At 50.6% G+C, this 20286-nt stretch carries 11 protein-coding genes; 6 read left to right on the forward strand and 5 right to left on the reverse strand.

The features are described from left to right. The first annotated feature begins 11 nt into the window (after window positions 1-11). From HQN87_RS07355 to HQN87_RS07375, 5 genes are all read left to right on the forward strand, one after another. Window positions 12-1178 carry a YncE family protein gene (locus tag HQN87_RS07355; protein WP_173129954.1) on the forward strand — a complete coding sequence of 389 codons (1167 nt, stop codon included), beginning with the start codon at window positions 12-14 and terminating at the stop codon, window positions 1176-1178. Window positions 1179-1502: 324 nt separating this feature from the next. Beyond that, a complete protein-coding gene (locus HQN87_RS07360) occupies window positions 1503-2672 on the forward strand; it encodes a YncE family protein (RefSeq protein ID WP_173129957.1) in 1170 nt (389 codons plus the stop codon). A 30-nt stretch (window positions 2673-2702) separates the two neighbouring features. After that, window positions 2703-3851 (forward strand): YncE family protein, encoded by a 1149-nt coding sequence (locus HQN87_RS07365; protein WP_173129960.1) that lies wholly within the window; start codon window positions 2703-2705, stop codon window positions 3849-3851. 258 nt (window positions 3852-4109) lie between these two features. Next, a complete protein-coding gene (locus tag HQN87_RS07370) occupies window positions 4110-5270 on the forward strand; it encodes a YncE family protein (protein ID WP_173129963.1) in 1161 nt (386 codons plus the stop codon). Between the two features lie 50 nt (window positions 5271-5320). Continuing rightward, window positions 5321-6472, forward strand: a complete 1152-nt coding sequence (locus tag HQN87_RS07375) for a YncE family protein (protein ID WP_173129966.1) — start codon at window positions 5321-5323, stop codon at window positions 6470-6472. A 408-nt stretch (window positions 6473-6880) separates the two neighbouring features. Here HQN87_RS07375 and HQN87_RS07380 read toward each other — a convergent pair whose 3' ends face one another. From HQN87_RS07380 to HQN87_RS07400, 5 genes are all read right to left on the reverse strand, one after another. After that, window positions 6881-7396, reverse strand: a complete 516-nt coding sequence (locus tag HQN87_RS07380; protein WP_173129969.1) for a hypothetical protein — start codon at window positions 7394-7396, stop codon at window positions 6881-6883. A 166-nt stretch (window positions 7397-7562) separates the two neighbouring features. Continuing rightward, entirely contained in the window at window positions 7563-14237 is a 6675-nt protein-coding gene (locus tag HQN87_RS07385) for an S-layer homology domain-containing protein (RefSeq protein ID WP_173129972.1), read from the reverse strand. A 643-nt stretch (window positions 14238-14880) separates the two neighbouring features. Next, the gene (locus HQN87_RS07390) at window positions 14881-15720 is read right to left on the reverse strand and encodes a carbohydrate ABC transporter permease (protein ID WP_173129975.1); all 840 of its coding nucleotides are present in this window, start codon (window positions 15718-15720) and stop codon (window positions 14881-14883) included. Between the two features lie 15 nt (window positions 15721-15735). Beyond that, window positions 15736-16674 carry a carbohydrate ABC transporter permease gene (locus HQN87_RS07395; RefSeq protein ID WP_173129978.1) on the reverse strand — a complete coding sequence of 313 codons (939 nt, stop codon included), beginning with the start codon at window positions 16672-16674 and terminating at the stop codon, window positions 15736-15738. 164 nt (window positions 16675-16838) lie between these two features. Continuing rightward, a complete protein-coding gene (locus HQN87_RS07400) occupies window positions 16839-18182 on the reverse strand; it encodes an ABC transporter substrate-binding protein (RefSeq protein WP_173129981.1) in 1344 nt (447 codons plus the stop codon). Between the two features lie 331 nt (window positions 18183-18513). Between HQN87_RS07400 and HQN87_RS07405 the strand changes: the two genes are divergently transcribed. After that, window positions 18514-20241, forward strand: a complete 1728-nt coding sequence (locus tag HQN87_RS07405) for a sensor histidine kinase (protein ID WP_173130198.1) — start codon at window positions 18514-18516, stop codon at window positions 20239-20241. Window positions 20242-20286 lie beyond the last annotated feature (45 nt).

The following is a 20286-nucleotide window of genomic DNA, read 5'->3' on the forward strand; positions in this document are numbered from 1 at the left end:
GGTTTTTAATTGTGAATACCAATATGGAAAACCGCAGAAGAAATCTAGCATCAGGTTATCCTTATGTGTTTGTGAGTTATGTTGCTAGCAATGGTGGTGGCCATGTTGCTGTCGTTGATCCTGCACAAAATACCGTCATCCAACGGATTAAGGTAGGCTTCAACCCCGGACCTATGTGCTTGAATTACCAGGAGGATAAGCTTTATGTAGTGAACATCGATCAGGATTTTGTCACTGTCATTGATACGTATACCTTAAAAGTTATCAAAACGGTTCACATTGGCAGTCCCTCTACCAATAGCGCTCCTGTTGCTATCTTCGCTGCTTCTAGCGTGAACAAAGTCTATGTAGCCCATTCTGGTGACAGGGCCGTGACAATCATTGACTCCGTCACGGATGAGGTTATTAAGCAAGTAGATATGGTTCCAGCCGGAAGTGGCTACCCGTTTGCCTTTGCGAGTCATAAGAATGCCCCCTATGTCTTTGTTGCATGCAAGTCTAAAGATACTGATAACGGTAATGTTGTCGCCATTTCCTATCTGGATGATAGCGTTTATCCAGTTGGAGATGGAATTGAGCTTACCTTTGACGGGACCCACAACCCCTTGACCGCTCACCCATTAGGACAAACACAAGTCACACTTGGGCCGACTGGGATGTTGACTTATTTTGGAATCCATGAAGTTTATCAGTCCAAAACACTGAGTCTGTTGGATAATACGGTATCCGGGGTCTATCTGGACAACGGATTATTATTTTGCATCTCCCAAGAAAATAAAACCTACCTGAAACAATTTAAAAACCTGCGAATTGACTATAAGGGACACATTACCTTTGATCAATTCACAGAAATATCCAGTTTCAAAGGCCAGGATAAAATCCGTGCTTCAAGTAATCAAAATTATATTGGCGTCACCATACAGCCCACTAATTCTCATACAGGTGGTCTGCAAATCTACGATGTAAACGCTGCTAGTTCACGATTTGTTCCGCTCTCCCTTGTAGGTGATTTAGCGTTTGCCGGTGACAACATGGCCTATGTAGGAGATATGATGGCGATTATTCCAATTGATGTGGTAAGGGCAACAGCCCTCCCCGGTATACTGATTGGCATAAACTTCATGGATCTCCTCACTGTCAAAAATATTATTTCCGGTTATAGCTATCAATCCTTATAGCAGCATAGCGGCCCATCCTATGGGTCACTCAGCGTTACGTGAAGCTGTCTCTTCAGGTCGAAATGGACTTGGGGGCAGCTCTTTTTGAGCAGGTATAACAGCAGATATAACAAGAGCTTATGTATTGTAAACGACTTTACACCAACCCTTTTTGTGGCCTTCCTGGACGTTTTGGTTGTTCTGTGTGGAAAATATAAGCATAACCTATAACAGACATCCAAATGCGGCATCCGGATACTATCTGGCGCGCCTGCCCATCATGGTTGTCAGTCCGCCGGGCCCGGCGAGTCCATCAGGTAGAGCACAAGAAAGGGGATTTCATCCGTGAATTCGAACAAGGCAAATAGCAGCAAGAATTTACCCTCAGGGGATCCTTACGTTTATGTGTCTTATGAACTTGATTATCAAATCGGGTATGTCGCTGTTATTGATCCTCTAGAAGATAAGGTTATCAAAAGGATTCAGGTGGGCTACAACCCTGGCCCGATGTGCACTAATATCGCAGAGACAAGGCTTTACGTACTTAATACCCGTTCGAGTTCGGTCACCATCATTGATACGGGTACATTTAACATTATCAAAACCGTTCGCGTTGGCACTGTTGGCAGCACAAATACCGATCCTGTTGCTATCTTCGCTTCACCTTACGGTAACAAAGTCTATGTAGCCAATGCCGGAGATCAGAACGTTACGATTATTGATACCGATACGAATACGGTTATAACAAATTTGGATATCGTTCCTGGCAAGCCAGGCAAGCCTTTCGCCTTTGCGAGTAATGAGAATAGTGATTTTGTCTATGTTGCCTGCAGGGTTGCCGATAAAAAAGATTTTGTTGTCGCCATTTCCGTTGAAGATGACTACCACGCTTTTCCGTATAATCAAGGCATCGAGCTTACCTTTGACGGGATCCGCAACCCCTTAACTGTTCACCCGGACGAACCCACGCAAGTCACGCTTGGGCCTATAGGCATGGCTACCTATTTTGGAAATGGTAGTATTGGCTTGCCCAACACGTCAAGTGTGCTGGACAATACGGTATCTGGGGTTTACCTGGACAACAAATTATTATTCTGTACCACGCAAGAAGAAAAGGCCATTCTGAAACGGATTACTGACCTGACTGTTGATTGGAAGGGAAACATCACCTTTGATAAAGTTGCAGATGTTCCCAGTTACAAAGGCCAGGATAAAATTCGTGTGTCACGTACGCAAGAATATATTGGTGTTACCATTCAACCCACTACTTTACCGACAGGTGGCCTGCAAATCTATAATGTACACGGTGCCAGTTCCTGGTTAGTTCCACTCTCTTATGTCGGCGATCTGGCATTTTTCTCAGACACCAAGGCCTATGTGGGAGAACTGAACGCGATCCGTCCGATTGATCTGGCAACCGCAAAGGCTTTGCCCGCTATCCCGATCGGGTTCGCAACTGACACTCGTATCAAAGTCAAGAATATTATTTCGGGTTATAGCAATCAGTCAACATAGGCCCTGAGCACAAGAAAGGGGATTTCATTCGTGAATCCGAACAAGGAGAAGGCAAACAGTATCAGCAATTTACCCGCGGGCGGCGATCCTTACGTCTATGTGTCTTATGAGCTTGATTATTTCATTGGATATGTTGCTGTTATTGATCCTGTAGAAGATAAGGTTATCAAACGGATTCAGGTTGGTATGAACCCTGGTCCTATGTGCATGAATCCTGTAGAGAAAAAGCTGTATGTAGTGAATACCCACGGGAATACGATCACCGTCATTGATGCGAATACATTTAACGTTATCAAAACCATTCGCGTTGGCACTCTCGTTGGCGCAAATGTCGAACCTGTTGAAATCTTCTTTGCTCCTAATGGTTATAAAGTCTATGTAGCCAATTCAGTAGATCATAGTGTTACGATTATTGATGCCCACACAGATACGGTTATAACCAATGTGGATGCGGGCCCCGGTACACCTTTCGCCATTACGAGTAATCAGAATAGCTCCTATGTCTATGTTGCCTGCAAGCTTGCTGATAAAAAAGATTATATTGTTGCCATTTCCGTTGACAACAACTCCACTTTTCAGTATGGCAACGAATATGAGCTTACCTTTGACGGAATTCACAACCCCTTGACACTTCACCCGGATGGACATACCCAAGTCACACTTGGAACAACCGGTTTGCTTACTTATCTTGATCTTTTTGCACAAAGCGTCCCCCGCACGTTTAGTTTACTGGACAATACGGTATCTGCAGTTTTCTTGGACAATGAATATTTATTCTGCACCACGGAAGAAGGAAAAAGCTATCTGAAACTATTAGTTGGCCTGGAGCTTGATATGCAAGGAAATGATCAAGGCTATACTTTTTCAGAAATCCCCAGTTACAAAGGCCAGGATAAAATTCGTGTGTCGCGCAATCAAAAGTATATTGGCGTCACCATACAGCCCACCACTTTCCCTACGGGTGGTCTGCAAATTTTAAACCCAACCGGTAGCCAGTCCAGGCTCGTTGCGCTTGATTCTATCGGCGATTTGGCGTTTTACTCAGACACCAAGGCCTATGTCGGAGAACTAAGCGCGATTCGTCCGATTGATCTGGCAACCGCAACGGCCTTGCCCGCGATCCCGATTGGGTACGCAACCGACACTCGCATTAATGTAAAGAATATTATTTCCGGTTAGCAAGCAATCATTATAACAGAATAGCAACCAAACCTATGGTCATTTAGCGTTGCAATAGAGCTGCCTCTTCAAGTCGAAATCGACTTGGGGGCAGTTCTTTTTTGAGCAGGATAACATATACCTGCACCCCAAACATAACTTATAACAAACATCCAAATGCGGATTCCGGACAAAATCTTGCAGCTGTCCACCCTGGTTGTAGGTCCGCCGGGTCCAGCGAGTCCATCAGGTTCAAACATAAGAAGGGGGATTTAATGTATGAATCCGAACAAGACAACGGCAAACAACAACAGGAATTTAACCTCAGGTGATCCTTATGTCTTTGTAACGTATGAAGTTGACTATCAATTTGGATATGTTGCTGTTATTGATCCGGTAGAAGATCGGCTTAAGGGACGAATTCCGGTGGGTATGAACCCTGGCCCTATGTGCATGGACCCCGCAGAGAAGAAGCTGTACGTAGTAAATACTGGCGGGGATACAGTCACCATCATTGATACTGCAACCTTTAACATTCTCGCTACCGTTTTCGTCGGCAATGGTAATGCCACACCTTCCAATCCTGTTGCGGTCTTCGTTGCCGCTTACGGTGACAAAGCCTATGTAGCCAATTCCAGCGATAAGGACGTTACGATTATTAATACCAGCACAAATACGGTTATAACAAAAGTGGATATGGGCCCCGGTAAGCCCTTCGCCTTTGCGAGCAACAAGAATAGCCCCTATGTCTATGCCGCATGCAGGGTTGCCGATGGAGACGATTATGTTGTCGCCATTTCCATTGAAGATGACAGTGGTTATCTCTTTGGCATTGAATATGAGCTTACCTTTGACGGAACCCGTAATCCCTTGACCGTTCACCCGGATGGGCATACTCAAATCACGCTGGGGAATAACGGTATCATGTGTTTTTTTGATGATAATGTGAAAGGTCAGCCTACTACGTTTAGTCTACTGGACAATACGGTATCCGCAGTCTTCCTGGATAACAAATTGTTGTTTTGTACCACGCAAGAAGGAAGAAGCTATCTGAAACGATTCACTGACCTTACCGTTAGTTCGAATGGAAGCATAACCTATGAAGATTTCAAAGATATTAACAGTTACAAAGGCCAGGATAAAATTCGTGTGTCGCGTAATCAAAAGTATATTGGCGTCACCATAAAGCCTACTACTTTCCCGACGGGTGGCCTGCAAATTTATAATTCAACCGGTACCCAGTCCAGGTTCATTTCCCTTGCTTCTGTTGGCGATCTGGCTTTCTTCTCAGACACCAAAGCCTATGTAGGAGAACTGAGTGCAATTCGTCCCATCAATCTGTCAACCGCAACGGCTCTGCCCGCTATCCCGATTGGGTTCGCAAGCAATGACCGCATCAATGTCAAGAATATTATCTCCGGTTATCGCACTCAATCCTAGTAAATGCCGGCGGGTCCATCAGGTAGAGCCTATGAAGGGGGTTATCATTCATGAATCCTAACAAGGCAACGGCAAACAGAGATAGAACTTTATCCTCAGGTTATCCTTACGTCTATGTTAGTTATGTATATGATTATGTTGCCGGGTATGTTGCCGTTATTGATCCTGTTCACGATGAGATTATCCGAACTATTACCGTGGGCTTCGATCCTGGCCCTATGTGTCTGGATATAGAAGAAAAGAGACTTTACGTGCTGAGCAGCAAGGGCAGCTCGGTCACCGTCGTTGATACGAGTACACTTGACGTTCTGACTAGCTTTCGCGTGGGCCAATCAAATGATTCTTACCCTGTTGCTATCTTCGCTTCTCCTTTGGGCGGTAAACTGTATATAGCCAATTCCGGTGAAAAAACAGTTGTGATTGTTGATACCCTCACGAATGATGTTATAAAAGATGTGGATGTGGGCCCAGGCAAGCCTTTTGCCTTTGCGAGTAATGAGAACAGCAACTTTATCTATGTTGCCTGCAAGGTTGCCGATGGTAAAGATTACGTTGTCGCCATTTCCTTTGAGGATCACATCGCTTACCCGTATGGCAAGGAAATGGAGCTTACCTTTTACGAGGGCCTTAATCCCCTGACCGTTCACCCGGATGGGCACACCCAAATCACGCTGGGAAATTCCGGCATGCTGGTTCACACTGATGAACAAATTGGCAAGCCGGTTACGTCAAGTTTGCTGGACAATACAGTATCCGGCGTCTACCTGGACAACAAAATGTTACTTTGCACCACGGACGAAGGAAAAAGCATTATCAAACAAATCATTAACCTTGCCGTTGATGAAGATGGAAACATAACCTTCGATGATTATGCAGATATCCCCAGCTACAAGGGGCAGGATAAAATCCGTTATTCGCGTATGCAAATATATGTTGGCGTCACCATTCAGCCCACAACTACACCGATCGCTGCGGTGCAACTCTACACTCTAACCGGTATCAATTTCCCGTTAGTCAGGTTTCCTTATGTAGGAGATCTGGCGTTCTCCTCGGATACCAAGGTCTACGTGGGACAAACTAAAACGGTTCGTCCAATTGACCTGACAACCGCAAGGGTCCTGCCCGCTATTCCGATGAGTCCCGAAAGCACCGATAATATCCAAGTCAGAAATGTTATTTCCGGTTATCGCAACCAATCCTAATAGCATCATGGCAGCCATCCTATTGATCATTGAGCGTTAAAGATGAGCTGTCTCTTCCAGTCGAAGCTGGCTTGGAGACAGCTCATTTTTTCCATTGCGATCAACCGGATTAATCGACAGTATGTCCAACCTTCAAGCAACCGCTCCTCCTTCACGACTGCTGCTCATTTTTGGCAGAATGTGGTGCACTTTTGCTCCTCCTTACCGACCGCTGACCACTTTCGGCGGAATGAGGTGCACTTTTGCTCCTTCTTACCGACCGCTGACCACTTTCGGCGGAATGAGGTGCACTTTTGCTCCTCCTTCACGACTGCTGCCCGCTTTTGGCGGAATGAGGTGCACTTTTGCTCCTCCCTCTCATTTCTACGTGTAGCCCATTTTCGGCGGATTCAGAGGGACTTATCCCTTTCATTTCCACGCGCCACTTTCGGCGGATTCAGAGGGATTTATCCCTTTCATTTCCACGCGTAGCCCACTTTCGGCGGATTCAGAGGGACTTATCCCTTTCATTTCCACGTGTAGCCCACTTTCGGCGGGTTCAGAGGGATTTATCCCTTTCATTTTCACCCGTAGCCCACTTTCGGCGGATTCAGAGGGATTTATCCCTTTCATTTCCACGCGTAGCCCACTTTCGGCGGATTCAGAGGGACTTATCCCTTTCATTTCCACGCGTAGCCCACTTTCGGCGGATTCAGAGGGATTTATCCCTTTCATTTCCACGCGTAGCCCACTTTCGGCGGATTCAGAGGGACTTATCCCTTTCATTTCCACGCGTAGCCCACTTTCGGCGGATTCAGAGGGACTTATCCCTTTCATTTTCACCTGTAGCCCACTTTCGAAGCATTCAGAGGGATTTATCCCCTTCATTTCCACCTGTAGCCCATATTCGGCGGATTCGGAGGGAGTCATCCCTCTCATTTCCACGTATAGCCCACTTTCGGCGGATTCAGAGGGACTTATCCCTTTCATTTCAGTATGTTTACGAAGAGCAGCGGTTCCCCTATACTGGAGAACCGCTGCTCTATTTGACTTATAGTTAGTTTGGAGTTAAGCCGGTAACTTAGAGTTGAAGCTTACATCTCCAGCTTACCTATGGCCCCAGCAAATTAGCGATGACTTGCGCACTTTCGGCGCGGGTCATGGTCTCCTGCGGCGCGAATTGCTGGTTGCCGCGTCCTTGGATCAGGCCCGCCTGTTCAGCGGTAACGGCAGCGTTCTTCGCCCAACCCTGAATCCGGGAATAGTCACTGAACGAGCTGGCAGCGGATTCACTGCTGTTCTTGCTTCCCTTCAAGTGTTCGTACGCACGGACGATCATGACCGCCATCTCCTCGCGGGTAATGCGTTCATTCGGAGCGAAGGCATCCTTACTGCGTCCGTGCACGATGCCCGCTTCTTTCACTGCCGCCACAGCTTCAGCGTACCAGGACTTGGCGTCCACATCGGCAAATGCGGATGGGCTTGCCGACTTAAGGCCAAGCGCACGTGTAATCATCGCGGCGAATTGCGCCCTTGTGACTTCTCCTTGCGGCTGGAACTCGCTGCTGGAAATCCCTTCGATGATATGCTTCGCAGCCATAGACTTAATAACACCGCTGGCCCAGCTATTGCCGCTGACATCCGAGAATGTCTTGTCATACTCCAGCACCGCATACTGGCTGAAATGCTGCACACCAGCGGTAAGTTTACCGTCTGTCAGCGTGCCGCCCATGTATTCCACGGCCCCGTTGGCAGCAATATAGTAGAGGCCGAGTAAGCTGCGGTTAGCATTAGGATCAACCGTGAAGGTAAGCGTCAGCGGCTGGTTAAACGTTGTGACCGGTACGGCAGTGCCGTCCGCAGCCACAAGCTCCAGGCTGAAGCGGATCACATCACTTGCCGCCGTTAACTGAACGGCCCCATTGACCGCCGGGTTATTTATGATCTGCTCCGCAGCAGCTCTCGCTGTCTTCACGGCAGAGAGCCTGAGCGCCGATCCTTCCGGCTGTCTTCCAGCAACGGCAGCCTTCTCCCGGATGCTCTTCAGCACTTGCGGACTCAGTTCAACGGCAACTGAGTTCCAGGCAAGACGCAGGGTATTCTCTCCTGTTATTCCTGATACATCTGCCGGAAGCAGCACGGATGCTATAGCATCGCTAAGCTGAACGGTTATAACTCCGCCAGCCGGTGCCGGGAAATCTGCCGGTGCAAGAACCTTCTCCGTCTGCGGTGAAGATGACGGGGCTACAGCTGGCGTTGCAGCCGGTGCCGGTGCCGGTGTCCATACTGGCACTTCCGCAGGAGCAGGCGTTGCTGTCGGCACCGGAGTTGGCGTCGGAGTTGGTGTCGGAGTCGGAGTCACTTCCGGCGGCAGCTCCTCTTCTTTTACAGTGACTGTTCTTGTCACCTCAGCAGCCGCATTGCCAGCTGTATCAGTCACATTATAATGATACACATAGCTGCCTGCTGCTGAAGTATCCAGCGTCAGCACGGTCTCCCCATCCTGCGTAATCGTTACAACGATACGGTCTGTAATATCGCCGTCCCGGTCATCTGCCGCTGTAGCTCCGGCATCCGTATAGCTTGCACCTTTTTCCAATTGAACGGATGCTTCACCAAGCAAGGTAATTACCGGCTTCGTTACATCCGGATCGAGCGCAACCACTACCCGTCTTGTCACTTCAGCAGCCGCGTTGCCCGCCTTATCACTGACATTATAATGGATGGTATAGATATCAACCTTGGAAGTATCCAGCTCCGTCAAGCCATACACTTCGCTGGTGACCGTTGTCGAAATACGGTCCGTTATATCTCCGTCCTGATCATCATTGGCGGTAGCTCCCGCATCGGTGTATTCCGCACCAACCGGTAGATTAACTGTCGTCTCACCATTCAGGGTAATCACCGGCGGAACCCTATCCGGTACCGGTAGCGTGATTGTACCGCTGGCAGTACCTTCTGCCGATGCTTCTCCCTTGCTTAAGGTTACCGAGAAAGTGAAGCTGCCCTCTGTGTCCTCCGTTGCTCCCCGGAATGCAGACAAGGTAATGTCCCCCAGGGTAACCCCGGTGCCCTTGAAGCCCGGCAATCCGCCGATGGTCTGCGCCAGCCAGATCCGTACAGCCTCTACACTTCCCGCTGTCTCCTTCTTCACGCTGTACTTCGCGCCTTCAAGGATGCTCTTCGCCTCAGTGACAGCCTGCTCATTCTCCACACTGGACTTATCTCTGGCTACCGCCAGATAGCTGATTAGCGGAGCCTGACTGAACGTATTATTCACCGAATATTTCACCGTACCGCTGACCGGCAGCGTGAAATCATGCTGAACCATGACCCCATTCGGGCCTGCAACCAAGCCGGTCTTAACGGTCTCATTCACGACCTTCCCCTCGGCATCCACATAGCTGAGTGTAATATCCATGGTCCGGCTGGCATTGTTCCACCAGTCCAGATGGTAGGAAGTAATCGTGTATGGGCCCGCAGAGAGCGGCAGATTGTAGACGAGCGGCGTATTCTTCGTATTCGAGCTGTATACCCCTGTCTGGGCCTTATCGGTAGTGACTACAGCACCGCCCAGCCCCTTAGGGTTATAGTTCGCCCCCGTGTTGGTATGTCCCCATACCGTGTCCTCTGCCGACAGCTGGTCTGCTTTGTTATTCAACAGGCCTTCACCTGCGAAATTCTTAATCGTCGTAAATGGCGGGGTGTCGCCGTCCGCTGGGACTCCAGGGTCCAGGAAGTACACAAGCCCTTGTGGCACCACCTCCACATAAGCCGTGGTCTTCAAGCTTCCGTAGGAGCCGGTTATAGCCACCCTTTCAAAAGGATTGTTGAAGCTGACCGCTTCCAGATTCCACTTCACAGCCACCTGTAATTTCGTACCGTCTGCACGTGTGGCTTCCACGGTGGCGGGAAGCTCCGGCAATCTCCCTACATAGGTCGCCCTGTCCGGAATAGCCGCAAGCTCTCTCACATCTCCCGTAGTCAGCATATTCCGGGCGAACGTCAGGCGTGCTTCAAGCTGCGCAGCCCCTTCCTGGTCCAATCTGTTCAGAACCGGATCACTTAGTGCTGCCTGGGCTGCGCCCAGTGCATGAACGAAGGTATTCCAGTCCTTCTCGGGGAAATCGTCCTCTCTGCTGATCTCCAGCGCAGCATTCACCGCCTGCTGAAGCCCCGCCGTATCCGGGCTGCCAGCCCCTTCCCCGCCGATGACCGCTACGGAATCAACGGCCAGGGTTCCGCTCAGCACCTTGATCTGGACGGTATGCTCACCGTATTTCAGCCCGCGCAGCGTGAAGGCCTGATACAGCTCCCTCGCTGCCGCCGTACTGCCCGAGACCACTTGGGTCTCCCCGTCCACTACAGCTTCCAGCTTGGCCGAGCCGTCGTTCGGCCCCAGAATATCAAGTCCCGTGCCGTTAAAAGTATACTTCAGCACCGCACCCGCACCCTGGCTGGTAGACAGGGACCGCTGATATACATACATGCCTTTTCCATTCTCATGGGCCCAGGCACCCTCGTATTCCAGCTTCGCCGCTGGTGCCTGCGCCAGATCAGCCATCTCCAGATTATCCAGCTGCTCTGAATAATAAGGCGTATATCCCTCCACCTTCTCCACCTTCAGATTGTCGAAGCGGACATGGTAGAAGCCGCTCGCGAGCTGCACGCGTCCGGACAGCTTCGGATTCGGGTCGGTGTATGCCGCAAGCTTAACATCATCCAGATAGGCGGTAATCTTGTCACCGGCAACCTCGATGGCAAGGTTATGCCAAGCATCATGTGCGGTGTCAAATCCGTCAATCTTCACGCCGCCGGAGCCAGTGCCGGTGGCTGCATTGCCGCTGGCTACAACGGCGCCACTGGACAGCAGCTGCCAACCGCCATCGAACCAGAACTTAAGCGCATAAGGAGTACCGTTAATTGTCTGCGGGCCGCCTTGATATCTGGCTCCAATCGCTGCGTAATTGTTCCCGCCATACGTACTGTTCTGTTCAAAAGACACATCGGCGCTGGCCTTATAGTTGGTCCAGCGGTAATCGCCGATTACGGTGACCGGATCTCCGCCGTTCCAGGCACCGCCCACGCCGGTAGTTACCTGGTCCAGCTGTTGCCGCAGCACATAGTTATCCGTGCCGTTAACCAGATACCCCTCGAACGCGCCGTTGAGATCCTGGGTATAGCGCGGAATTACACTCTGCGGCCCGCCGCGTGAGCGAACATAGCTCTCTACGCCTGTAATTGTGCCGCCCTCTCCGATAACGGGAACGGTTTTGTCCCCATAATTGAAGTCATCCGCATACAGCATCTGATCCTCCGTATTCTGTACGGACCCGGTAGCATCGGTGTCAAGCACCGTACGTTCTCCTTCAACCGGAAGCGGCGTAACGAACTCTTCATTCGTGCGGTTATCCAGTGTGGTTACGGTTACAATCGAGAACGGCTTCACACGTACGGTATACAAGCCGCTGCCATCGGCGTGGGCATCACCAAGGGGCTTCATATAATTGCTGTTAAAAGCCTGACCTGTGTCAGCCGCACGGGTCTCCCACACCTCCAGCGAAGGATTTCCGGTATAGCCCATGTTCACGGCCTGGAGCTTGTAGATCTTCTCATACTGGCTGTCATTGATGATCACGGTCGAGAAATCCTGCTTGTCAGGAGCGGCAAGCGTCATGTAGCTCGGAGTGCCGTTACGTCCGCTGACCGGATTCGTACCCGTTGCCCCGGTGTAGCTGGCCTCGGGAACGGCTCTCCAGATGCCAGCCGTATTGTCTTCATTCTCCCAGCCGGTTTTGGCGAACCCGTTAAAATGCTTCAGAATGACCAGCCCCGCATCATAATGAATGAAGCCCGACCACGGGTCACGCGCACTGAGCAGCTCTTTGAAGGAGTATTGTCCACCTTCATAGAAGGAGCCAATCGCCGGCTGATAGATGAAATGCGTCCGCCGGGAATTCACGAAGCCCTTGATAATGGTATTGCCCATCTCCAGCGGCCCGCCGGTACCGCCAATTCCTGTCCCTGCCACTGACGGGTCCTTCATATTATTATTGGGGCGGAAGGCCGAGTTACTGAAGGTAGCCTGCGCCTCGCTGTTCCAGATTTCCTTGTCGAATTCATCGGCCAGCCGTTTGAAATTGCCTTTGCTGTCGTCATCGGTATTGTAATGGAATCCGGCAGCAGCTACCGCCTCACGCAGCGACAGATCGCTCACCATGGCATCCCCGAAGGAGCCGATGCCGACCTCGTCGGAAATCACCAGCTGGATACTGTGGTACAGCTCTTTCTCCTGATCGTTTTTGAAGCCCTCAGCATCCCCCTTGACCCTCTCGCCATACTGCTTCGTCCAGGCCAGATCCGGCGCGTGCTCATTAATATGGGGATTCACATAATCCACCATATAGCCATATTCACGGTATGCGGCCAGAATGGTGTTTTTGTACCAGGTATAAATCTTGTCGTTATTGTTAGCCCAGGCTGGAGCATTCCAGCGCAGAAAGCTCACCTTGACCGCCGGATTAATAGCTTTGGCATCCGCCGCAAGCTGGAAGCCGGGATGCCGGGCTACATTAGCCTCTTCATCCTCCGTGCGCATCGTTGAAGGGTCAGGACCGGTAGAGTTATTGCGGTCATTGCCCATTTCAATCTTGACATGGTCGATTAGCGGGCGGTCGCCGCCGAACAGGATCTTCAGCATTTGGGCATAAGCCTCCGGCTGCTCTGACTTATAGTCCATCAGCAGGGAACTTGTGCTGTTGCCGCTGAGTACACCGAACCCCTTGAAGGTCAGTCCGTTGACATTATCCGGCCGGATATCGTTCCCATCGAGCAGAATCTTGGTTGTAAAAGCTGCGGTCTGGCGGGCGTCATCCATCTCTTGCTTGATCGCGCCCCTGGCAACAGCAAACCAGCTAAGGATCGGCTTCTCCCCGGAGACATAAGCATAGGTCAGCGTCATCGGACTGCTGGTATCAATATCTCCGGGAATGGTAAATTCACCGGAAATAAATTTCGTGCTATTCGTGTTGAACTGAGCAAACGGGATCGTCTTAGTTTCCCCGGTGCTATTCTGATATTCCAGCCGGGGCTGTATTACACGATTACGGGTACCGGAATACCATTCATAAAAACCGCTGCTAAGCGTATAGGTCCCAGACTGAAGCGCTTTCAATTTATAGATAATATCATTACTGGCAGGGTCTGCGCGCAGCCCGACAACCCATAGGCTTGGATCAGCGGCAGGATCGGTAAGATTACCGTTCTTGGAATTTTTCACTTTATGAATGGAATCATCGAATCCCCAGTCTGTGGTACCGGCGACATACCTCTGGTCCGGTGACGGGTTAAGCAGCTCACTGCCGGTCAGTGTTCTGACCGCTTCGTATAGAGGTGAAGCAGAAGGACCATTGCCAAAAGAATCGCCCCCTCTGCCGCTGTCCACAAAGTAGACTAGCGGACTGCTGGCTGGCGGAACCACCTCCACACTTGCCGTGACCGGACCGCCGTTTGCATTTCCAGTGACTGTCACGGTGTCATACGGTACATCGAAGGTATCTTCGCCGATGTTCCAGTTCACCGCCGCAGCCTGACCTGCAATCTCGATGCTTGCCGGAAGTGTCGTACCTGCGGTAGTCTTAGTGCCCATATAAGCCGCAGCATAGACCGTATCGTCGGCAGCCGCCGATGCCGACGGCAGACCGAGGGCAGGGAACATCCCGGCTACGAGTGTAGCGGACATCAGCACGGAGAATAGCCTTTTGTTAACGCGGTTCTTTCTGTTCATTCATTAATCCTCCTCTTCTCATTTAAGTAAGCGTATTCAGCAAGTCGTTAGAAGAATGATTGACTTGGGCAGACCTTCGTCTAAATTCACAATGCGGATATAAAAATACCTGGCAGACTGCGAAAAGCTGCAACTGCCAGGCTGTTACTCTAACCAGTACAACGTCAGATTTAAACGGGTGGATGAGGCGCTATGATGCCTGAAGGACTACAGAAGTGGAGCCAAGGAGTGGAGTCAACCCCTTCAGGTGCCATTCCCAGACGAAGACGGGAGTTTGTCCATTTGGGGCGTTTGGCCCGGCGTAACGGACCCCATGGACTTTATTCTTGGAATCTCTGCTCTAAACATCTCGTAGAGAGACGATAAGGGCTCCTCAGTCCGTTAAACCGCCAAAAGTGGCGTTTTCCAGGGAATAGAGTCTCTCAGGTCCGTTAGGAGCAAACTCGTCTGGCCGGTCGACTGGCCGGTATAGTTTCCTTTTACGGAACCTCCAGGGTCTGACCCTATTCACAGAAGTTAGTTTAGTTGTACCAACAGAGTGCAGTTAAGCACACAGCGGCCGGAGGGCCAAACATTCTCTGGAGTCACGGCAATCCCTAGTAAAAAATATAAGTACAATCTATATATTTCTAATCAGACTCTTCTACCCTTTAATCCCCGATGCGGCCACGCCCTGCACGAAGTACTTCTGAAGCGCCAGGAAGACAATCACTACCGGAATGATGGACACTACACTCGCCGCCATGATCAGCCCGTACTCGGCAGAATACTGGGAGATGAACATGCGCAGACCGATCTGGATGGTCTTGAGCTTCGTGTCTGTCAGGTAGATCATTGGCCCCAGGAAGTCATTCCAGGTCGCCACGAAGGTGAAAATGGTGAGTGTGGACAAGGCCGGCTTGGACAGCGGCAGCATGATTCTTGCCCAGATTCCGTATTCGCTGAGCCCGTCGATCCGGGCGGCTTCACACAATTCATCAGGTACGCCCTGATAGAATTGACGCATCATGAACACGCCGAAAGCCGAGAAGGCTTGCAGCAGAATGATTGCCAGGTGAGTATTATTCAGCCCCATGTAGCGCATCAGAATGAATTGCGGCACCATATAGGCCTGCCAAGGAATCGCGATGGTTGCGATGTATCCCAGGAAGATTACATTTTTGCCCCGAAAATGCAGCTTGGAGAACGCATACGCCGCGAAGCTGGAAGTCAGCAGTTGCAGAATGGTAACAATAATCGATAATTTCGCTGTATTGTAGATGAAGCGTCCGAGTGGAATCCGTGTCCAGATATCCGCGAAGTTCTCCCAGCGCGGATTCGCCGGAATCCACTGCATCGGGAAGGAGAAGACATCCTTGTTCAGCTTGAGCGAAGACGACAGCATCCAGATATACGGTACCAGCATCGCCAGCACGGTCAGAATTAACAGGGCATATACAAGCACCATTAAGCTGATTCTAAGTCCTTTACTTTTACCAACCATATCTTATAGATCCCCCTATTGTCCGTATTTCTTCTCGCCGCGGAACTGGACGATGGTGATGCCAAGTACCAGCAGAAAGAGTACAATCGCCATGGCACTGGCATATCCGTAATCAAGCGAGCGGAACGCCGTATTGTAGATTTGATAGACCATAACCCTGGTAGAGTTATTTAGCTGGTTATCGGCGCCGGCAAACAGGTTGATAAAGATATCGTAGACCTTGAACGAGTTGATGACCAGAATCATCAGAACAAAGAAGGTGGTCGGTGCCAGCTGCGGCACAGTCACATTGCGGAACCTTCTCCACGGGCCTGCACCGTCCAGCTCAGCCGCCTCATACAGCTCAGGGTTGATCCCCTGGAGGCCAGCCAGATAGATGACCATATAGTAACCCATATTTTTCCACACCGTGAAAAGAACTACCGTAAACATCGCCCACTGCTTATCTGCCGCCCAGCGGGGCAGGTCCTCCAGCGGAATACCGGTCAGGGTATGCAGAATGTTGTTGATCGGACCCATGGTCGGGCTGAAGATGAAGTTCCATACCGCCGCAACGGCTACCAGGGAAGCCACATAGGGGAAGAAGAAGACCGTTCTCATGAAATTACGGCCCATAATCTTCTGGTTCAGCAGAATGGCCAGAGCCAGCGCTACAATCATGGTTAGCGGGACAACTCCGATGGTGTACACAATCGTGTTCCACAACGCTTTGTGGAAGGTGGTGTCTGAGATCAGCCGGGTGAAATTGTCCAGCCCGATGAACTTCATCGGATTGGCCCCGTCCCATTTCACAAAGGCAAGAATAAAGGCAAAGATCATGGGCACCAGTGTGAACAGGGCAAATCCGATAAAGTTCGGCGCAATAAAGCTGTAAGCGACCAGGTTATCCCGGAGGCCGCGCGACAACCGGCTTTTTGGGCTCTTATTTGTACGCAATAGGGTTTCGTTCTGCATTTGTTCTCCTCCAAACCTTATATAACATCCCCGCAAAGTAGGAATTAACTCCAAACCTATTCTGGTGCTAGGCTGTTCTTCTATTTATGCTCTTCTATTTATACTCTTCTTATATAGAAGGCGGGCAGTGCCCGCCCTCCGGGATTCTAACGTTCTCTGTCTAATTAATTGTTCAAAAGCTGGCCCACACGGTCATTCATATCCTTCAGACCTTCATCAATCGAAGCGTTCTTGGTCATGATGTTATCATGTGCCTCATTCAGAATAACCTCGATGTCTGCACTCTTCTCGTGAATCGGCATTTCCAGATAAGTCTGAACGGTATTCAAAGCAGCCTTGCTGTTCTCGTCAGCCGGGAAGCCGTCGATGGAAGTGATAGAATTGATAACCTCATCATTCTTGATCGCAGGAATCGTACCGGTAGAAGCAATCACCTTGGCGCCTTCTGCCCCGGTTACGAAGTTCATGAAGTCAAGCGCTGCTTCTTTGTGTTTGGACTTCTGGTTAACAGCCAGGGAAGTAATCGTTCCCAGCGTAGTTCCGGCTTCAACGCCGTCAGGATGAGGGTATTTCACGATGCCCCATTCCGCAGATTGGGATTCGCCGCTCTTCACCTTCTCAATCTGGGTGGCGATGAACCAGCTGCCCATGTTCATCATGGCTACGGAGTTGTTGTAGAATACGCCGGAGTAATGCGTGCTGGAGGTCTTCAGGGTCGCATAATCCATGACGATGCCGTCTTCCTGCTCTTTCAGAATCCGCTCATAGGTAGGCTTCAGGAAATCATAATTACCGCCGACCACGGTGTTCTTGCCGTCCAGAATCCCGAACAATTGAACTGCGCTCCGCCAAGTATGGTAGTGGGCACCGTATACTTTTTCCGAACCGCTGCCGGAGGTCATCTTGCGGGCCAGCTCATCATATTGGTCGAAGGTCATGTCGTTGCTTGGATAGTCCACGCCCGCTTTGTCAAACAGGGCCTTGTTGTAGTAGACCAGCCAGAAGTCACTGCGGAACGGAAGCGCATACACCTCGCCGCCCACTTCAATCTGTTCAACGGTGCCGCCATATAGGGAAGGATCAATGGATTTGTCACCCATGTAGGTCTTCAGCGGCTCCAGATGATTCTGCTTCACCAGGTTCGAGTAGCCGGGAATATCTTTAATTGTAAGAACGTCCAGGTCCGCTCCGCCGGAGAGCTGTGTGCTGAGCATCGTCATATAGTCCGTGGAGCCTAGATCGACATATTCGATGGTTACGTTCGGATGTGCAGCTTTATAGGCATCAATCAGCGGCTTGTAGTACGCAGTGGCTTCCCAGTCCCACAGTGCCCATTTCAGCGTCACAGGGTCCTTGCCCGGTTCAGCGGAAGCGGTTGCAGCGTTGCCCGAAGCGGGTGCGTTGGTGGCAGCAGCCTCTTTATTGCTGTTATTGCCGGAGCATCCGGCCAGCATGCTCACGGAGAGCGCAGTGGCAAGGGTCATGCCGTAGAATCTTTTCAAGTTCATTCAAATATCCCCTTTATCCTCTAATGGTCTATCAGTGACCGGCACATGTTCCCCCGGCCTCAGTTCAAAGTGTAAGCCTTTTCAGAGCGGATTGGGATGCAATATCGAACACAGTTCATTCACTTTTCTGTGTTGTTCGCTCCTCTGCCCGCTGTAAACCTGTAATTTCTTATCCGAAACCTGTAAAATTCTCAGCTTATCCGCCTTACTCTATATTGAAACACAGGAATATGCTATGGTATGTGAAAACGCTTTATAACTCTTCACCTATCCTAAAGGAGTGTTCACGACGGTAAGAAAATCTACTATTAAAAGCCGCATCATCCTGCTCATGACCGCCTTTGCCCTGCTGATTGCGTCGCTGCTGTCTTTTTTCAGCTATGAATTGATTACTTATTATCAGCGCAAAACCACGATCCAGGCGACCGAGTTCAACCTGCAGCTCGTCTCCCATATTATTGAACAGGACCTGATCAACCTGACTACGCTGGCGATGACCAGCAGCACCAACTCTTCTACGAACACTCTGCTTACGGAATACTTCGGTTCGGCGGAGTCTAGTCCCAAGCAAGCGGTCAACGTCTTCAACGCCATGCAGGAGGATCTGCGGATCAACCGTTCCTATAGCTATGTACGCCGCCTGATTGCTACGGATAACAGCGGAAAGTTTCTGCAGGTTGAGAATTTCGGCACTTCGATTCCGCTTACGATCCACAATATCGGCCAGGTTACCGGCCTTACGAATGATGCTGAAGAACAATGGGACCGGGTGATTAAGGACCCGCTCTCCAATTCCTATGGTATCCCCTTCGTGTTCCCGATCTATGGCCGGGGGGCCACCCGGGTCGGAACGGTCTACCTGCTCGCGAGTACCTCAGTCATCACCGATAAGCTCAAAGGATATTCCTTGCCGGAGCACTCCCGGCTGCTGCTTACGCTCGGCGGTCATCATTATCAGCTTACCGGCGATCAGGTGAATGCTATAGACGGGCCGTATGAACCGGTGGCTTACACCAATGACAAGCCTGTCGGACCGGATACCGAGCTGTCTATGGTTAAACTCAGCGATGAGCCAGAACGCCATATCGTGGTATCCTATCCCGTACGGAGCGGAGTCATGCTCTCGCAGACTCTATCGAACGACCAGTTCGCGCCCAAATCAAATATATGGATTCTGGTCCTGCTCAGCGTCTGTCTGCTCGTTCTTGTCTTAAGCGCTATCATTACGGTATATCTGACCCGCACGATCAGCCTCCCGGTAGAGAAGCTGAAGAAGCGCATGGACAAAATTGCCCAGGGCAACTTCCTGCTGGACCGCAATATTGAATGGAACAGCGAGCTTGGCGATGTCGGACGGGGTATTAACCGCCTGTCCCAGGATATCGTGGCCCTTATGGACAGCCGGCTGGCGGACGAGAAGCAGAAGCAGGAGCTGGAATACCGGATGCTCCAGAATCAGATTAATCCGCATTTCCTGTACAATACCCTGAATTCGATCAAATGGATGGCGACGATCCAGAATGCTACCGGCATCGCGGAGATGACGACCTCCCTGTCCCGGCTGCTCCGCAGCATTGCCAAGGACAACCGGCGGTTAATGCCGCTGAAGGATGAGCTGAGCCTGCTTGATGACTATTTCCTCATTCAAAAATACCGTTACGGCAGCACCGTTACCATGGTCAAGGAGATTGAGCAGGAGGAGCTGCTGACCGGGCTTATTCCGCGCTTCACGCTGCAGCCGCTGGTGGAGAATGCGATCTTCCATGGCATTGAGCCCAAGGGCAGAGGCGATATCATCATCAGGGTGTCGGGAAGCGGCTTCGCTGACCTTCTTGTCACCGTTGAGGACAACGGTGTCGGCATGAAGGAGGAGCAAATCTCAACCATCCTATCCGTCCCCGGGGACGAAGCCAAGGGAATGCTGGAGAATGTCGGGCTACGCAGTGTGAATGAACGGCTGCAGCTCGCTTTTGGCGGGGAGTACGGCTTGTCCATTGAGAGCGAGGTCGGCCGCTATACCATTATGAAGCTGCTGCTGCCCTTCTTGCAGGAAGAATAGCCGTACATTAGGCCCGTTACCGCAGCGGCGGTACAATGTGTTCGG

This window comes from Paenibacillus tritici (assembly GCF_013204885.1).
Taxonomy (GTDB): domain Bacteria; phylum Bacillota; class Bacilli; order Paenibacillales; family Paenibacillaceae; genus Paenibacillus_AQ; species Paenibacillus_AQ tritici.